The sequence below is a fragment of the Rhodobacter capsulatus genome (genome assembly GCF_005144475.1).
GTDB lineage: Bacteria > Pseudomonadota > Alphaproteobacteria > Rhodobacterales > Rhodobacteraceae > Rhodobacter > Rhodobacter capsulatus_C.
The window spans coordinates 1-4,395 of sequence record NZ_SWJZ01000068.1; the positions used below are offsets into that span (position 1 = coordinate 1).

Sequence of the window (4,395 nt, forward strand, 5' to 3'; positions counted from 1 at the left end):
ATCGTGACCGAGGCGCTGCGCGATCTGGCCCGCTGGCTCTACCGCCAGCTTCAGGCCGAATACGAGCACCTCACCTCGGATGAGGCGATCGAGGAAGGGATCATCGTCAACGCGTATACCTTCACCGAAGAGGGGCGGCGCTTCGGGTGAGCAGGCCCGGCTGAAAGTTGTCAGAAAACTGCGCATATTTCTGACAGATGAGCGATCATGGAGCGCATGGCCGAGAGCATTCTGAACGTTGCCGCGACGCTGCCGGAGGGGTGCCCTTGGCAGCGAAGGGCCTTTTGCACCTCGGCTCGCGCGTGGCGGTCGATCAGACGCTGTCGCGTCTGATCCTCCAAACGGTAGTTGCACCGGAGGCCTGTAAAGATGGCAAGCCCGATATCGCAAGCCCCGCGCTCTGCCCTTTGTCGGGTAAAAACGCGGTCATTTCAGCGAAACACAGGGCTTCGAACCCCCGACTAAGTTCACCGGTCCTCTGCGCTTTCCATAGACGCGACGAGGACGGCGACAGCTCAGCGCCCGTTACGCCGGTGCAGGACATGGTTCAGCCCAGAAGCTTCAACAAGTCATCGCGCTGCGCGGTGTGCTTCGCGGGGTTGTCCCGCTTGAGCTTTTTCAGGTTGATGAGTTTCCATTGTACGGCTGGCAGGGAAGCGGCCTGCGACCGGTCGATCGTCGCAAAGTCAGGTTCGCCGTCTTGAAGTGTCAGAAGGAACCGCCTCGCCTTGTCATCGAGCCTCGATTGCACTTCGGCGATCAACCTCCGGCGCGTCGCCAGAAGCGTGTCGAGAGGAACCGGTGTTCTGGTCATGCCTTCGAATTCCCGCGCGTAGGGTTGCGCAAGATCGATCAGGTTCGGGTCTAGTAGCTCATGCGCCGGACGGGGTGAACTGGCGACATAGATCAGGAAGGTATAGAACAGGTCCTGCGTCAGGCCCTCGTTTTCGTAAAGGAGCGTGACGTCGTAGAGATCCCGGGGATGCTGCCTGTCCAAGGCGGCGTGCAGCTTGCCAGCGAACAGGTCCTCAAACGAGACGATCTGCATCTCAGCATAGCCGAAGGCATCCTCTACAGCGGCCGAGACGGTCCGGATCTCCGGGTCATGCACCACGCCTCGGGTCACAGGCGAGGTTTCGATCTTGATCTCGGCATTGCCAAGGCGCGCCAGCAGCCGTGTGGCTCCGCCGCCGCCTCCTTGAATGCGCTGAGATTTTGCGCCGCGGATACCGGTCTCGATGGAAGCAGCTATGCGATCCATCGCGGCATTGATCTCGTCCAGACTCTCGGCGCGTGCCTTGATTGGCAGGTAGGTCAGGTCGATATCGACTGACAACCGCGGCAGGTCCCGGTAAAAGAGGTTGATCGCCGTCCCGCCTTTGAGCGCGAAGACGTTTTCACCCGCGACATGGGGGAGGACGCGCACCAAGTGCGCTACTTGGGCTTCATAGGTCTCACGCGCCACTGTCAGCCTCCGGTTTCACGAAATCTTCCGGCACCATGATCCGATAGCGCGGGTGGATCTTGCCGCCCTGTACCAGAGCCCGGTCGCCGCTGCCGAGGTCGAATGCCTGCGGATCGACCCGTTTTCGCCAAGGATGATCGTGGCGGTCAGCAAAAACGAAGAACAGGCGTTTCACCTTGATCTTCCGGCAAGCTTGCAGGAGGTCGGAAATCAGTCTCGGGCGCAGCGTTGTCAGGCTCTCGAAAACCATGTCGAGCGTGTGGAAACTTTCATGGTCGGGCAATTCGTCCATGGCCTCCAGAATGGCACGCTCTGGCGTCGACATCGTGAGTCCCCAGTCCCAGGGCTGGCCAGTCGTTTTGCCCTCGATCAAGCCCAGTTTCGGTTCAGCGAACAGGGATCGGGGGCGCGTTCGTATCGGGGCATCCGTCGGCAGTTTCACCAGCCAGTTCGGGACACGGTCCCCATAGACCCACACCGGAGCGCTTTCGCCGAGGCGTAGGTAATGGGCATGTCCCTGCTCGCCGAGCGCCGTGGTGCCGCCTAAATGCAGGTCATGACCCATGATGTGCTGCGTGGAAAGGATGCAGGTCTTCCAGTCGATGCTGTTCGATGTCGGTGTGGTTGGTGTGCTGGGGAGTGGGCGGCGGAATACGCCTCGGGTGATGCGGTCCAGCCAGCCGCGCTTCACATAGTCACGGAAGCTCTCATAGGCGAAGCCTTGGGAAACCAGCCAAGCGGCATCGACCAGATACCCCGCGGGCACGGAATCGAGCAGTTTCTTCAGATTTTGTGACCTTGCGGCGTCCATGACGCCAAAGATAGTTTATTTTCAAAGAGACGGCTAGAGATTTCTTTGGCGGAGTTAGTTTTTCGGCGTTATGGGTGCTCTAAGATCAAGACTTCTAAAGAGCTGAGGGAGTAGCTTCAAGCGGCGGGAGATCTGACGACGCGGGGTTAAGAGACACCGCAGTCTTGCGGTGGTCGCTGAAGGTAGATGTGGGCACCCCCCCATGCTGGCGACGGCTCTTCGCGTGATGAGGGCGCCAGCGGTTACCTATTCCCGTCGATCCATTTCGACATCAGCCCCTTGTCACGAAAGCACTCCTCCGGCACGGCGCGCCGTTTGATCCGAGCGAGTTTTTCCGCAAAGGCCACCTGCCTCGAGGTTGGCAGCTGGTCCACCTCAGACATCGGCTTCATCCGGGCCTGCGCCTCGATCCAGCCGCTCAAGGTCCGGCGGTCCTGCTGGACCTCCCAAGGCAGAAGGGTCCCGTTGCGCAGGGCGAGCGATCGCGCGTAGGCGATTTGCTTGGGTGTTGCGGGCAGCGCAGGCGCGGTGCTTTCCATGGTCGAACTCCCCTGCTGGCTTGGTCTTAAATATAGAACATAACGGGAACAAAATCAAGCCGGGCGCCGGGAGACAGAGGGTCGAGAGGGAGAGATGGGTCGGGAAAGGGCAGGCCTGAGGGTGCCCGAGAGAGGGTGTCCGGGCTGGCCCTATCCCTCATTCCGGAGTTTCCCGATGACCTTTCTTCCTCCTGTTGTACCTGTGCCACCCGTGCGGTCTTTGGATCCGGCGCCGGCGGTCCTCGTTGTTGCCGAAGCGCTGCAGCCCGATCTCGCACAAGGCAGGCCGATCGACGCTGCGCGTCTGCGGCTTGAGATGGAGCGCACCTTTGGCGGCTCCGATGCGTCGGGCGCCTGGGATTGGAAGCTCGCCTATGAGGCGGGCGAGGTGGCGCTCATCCTTTTTCTGCGGAAATTCGGTCGCGCGCTTCTCGCCCGGGCGGGCTCGCCTGCGGCGCTGCTGCCCATCCTGACGAAGGTTGCGGGCCTTCTGCCGACCCATACCCGCCGCTCGGAGGAGATGGAGCGATTCCAGCAATTCTCGACGCCGCTGCCCATGGGGCTCGCGGCCCTTGCCGCGGCGCAGATCACGCCCCGTGATCTGGTGCTCGAGCCCTCGGCCGGGACCGGGCTTCTGGCGATCCTCGCCGAGATCGCGGGGGGCGGCCTTGCGCTGAACGAATTGGCGGGCACCCGCGCCGATCTTCTGCAACGGCTTTTCCCGGGCTGCCCCGTCACCCGTTTTGACGCCGCGCAGATCGACGATCATCTCGATGCGGGGCTGCGCCCGAGCGTCATCTTGATGAACCCGCCCTTCTCGGCCCTCGCCAATGTCGACGGCCGCACCACCGAGGCGACGGCGCGGCATCTGCGCTCGGCGCTGGCGCGTCTTGCGCCGGGCGGGCGGCTGGTCGCCATCACGGGGGCGGGCTTCGCGCCCGACGCCCCGGCTTGGGCTGAGGCTTTCGCGCGCCTGACGGAAACCGCGCATCTGGTGTTTACCGGCGCGGTATCCGGGGCCGCCTTCGCGCGGCACGGCACCAGCTTCGAGACGCGGATCTCGGTCTTCGACAAATGTCGGGGTGGAGAGAAGGGCGGCATCACGGCTGACCTGCGTCCGCTGATGTCCCCGGATGTGGCGCATCTCTTGTCGCGGATCGTGACCGCAGTCCCGCCGCGCCTCGCGCTTGATCCGGTCGAACCGGCGGGGCAGGGGCCTTCCCTCCCCTTCCGGGAAAACTTTGCCCCCGCCGCGCGCAGGCTCATCACCCCCGCACGCGCGACGTCTGCGGCGCGGCCCGCGCCAGCCCTGGAGCCGATCGCAACGGAGGCGCTCGACTATGCGTTGCGCGATAGCGCCGCGGATGGCGCTACGGCGCAGATGTCGGATGCGATCTACGAGACCTTCCGCCTGCAGGCCATCGATATTCCCGGCGCGGCGGCGCACCCGACCAAGCTGGTGCAATCGGCGGCGATGGCCTCGGTCGCGCCCCCGAAACCCAGCTACCGCCCCAAACTGCCCGCCGCCGTCCTGCGCGAGGGCCTGTTGTCCGACGCGCAGCTCGAAACCGTGATCTACG

The 4,395-nt window shown here is 63.4% G+C and carries 4 protein-coding genes; 1 reads left to right on the forward strand and 3 read right to left on the reverse strand.

Annotation, left to right across the window (positions count from 1 at the left end):
* Positions 1 to 547: 547 nt before the first annotated feature.
* From FBT96_RS15380 to FBT96_RS15390, 3 genes are all read right to left on the reverse strand, one after another.
* Entirely contained in the window at positions 548 to 1,465 is a 918-nt protein-coding gene (locus FBT96_RS15380; RefSeq protein WP_136908162.1) for a nucleotidyl transferase AbiEii/AbiGii toxin family protein, read from the reverse strand.
* Complete coding sequence (locus FBT96_RS15385; RefSeq protein WP_136908164.1) at positions 1,455 to 2,276, reverse strand: type IV toxin-antitoxin system AbiEi family antitoxin; 822 nt, start codon at positions 2,274 to 2,276, stop codon at positions 1,455 to 1,457. The genes FBT96_RS15380 and FBT96_RS15385 overlap by 11 nt, the downstream gene beginning before the upstream one ends.
* A gap of 242 nt (positions 2,277 to 2,518) precedes the next feature.
* The gene (locus FBT96_RS15390; protein WP_136908165.1) at positions 2,519 to 2,815 is read right to left on the reverse strand and encodes a hypothetical protein; all 297 of its coding nucleotides are present in this window, start codon (positions 2,813 to 2,815) and stop codon (positions 2,519 to 2,521) included.
* A 175-nt stretch (positions 2,816 to 2,990) separates the two neighbouring features.
* Between FBT96_RS15390 and FBT96_RS15395 the strand changes: the two genes are divergently transcribed.
* Positions 2,991 to 4,395, forward strand: a 1,405-nt coding sequence (locus FBT96_RS15395; RefSeq protein ID WP_212635394.1) for a strawberry notch-like NTP hydrolase domain-containing protein, incomplete at its 3' end; no start/stop codon positions are given.

Excerpts from the sequence above, each read along its gene's own strand:
- FBT96_RS15385 (WP_136908164.1), bottom strand. The coding sequence starts at position 2,276 with ATGGACGCCGCAAGGTCACAAAATCTGAAGAAACTGCTCGATTCCGTG.
- FBT96_RS15390 (WP_136908165.1), bottom strand. The coding sequence starts at position 2,815 with ATGGAAAGCACCGCGCCTGCGCTGCCCGCAACACCCAAGCAAATCGCC.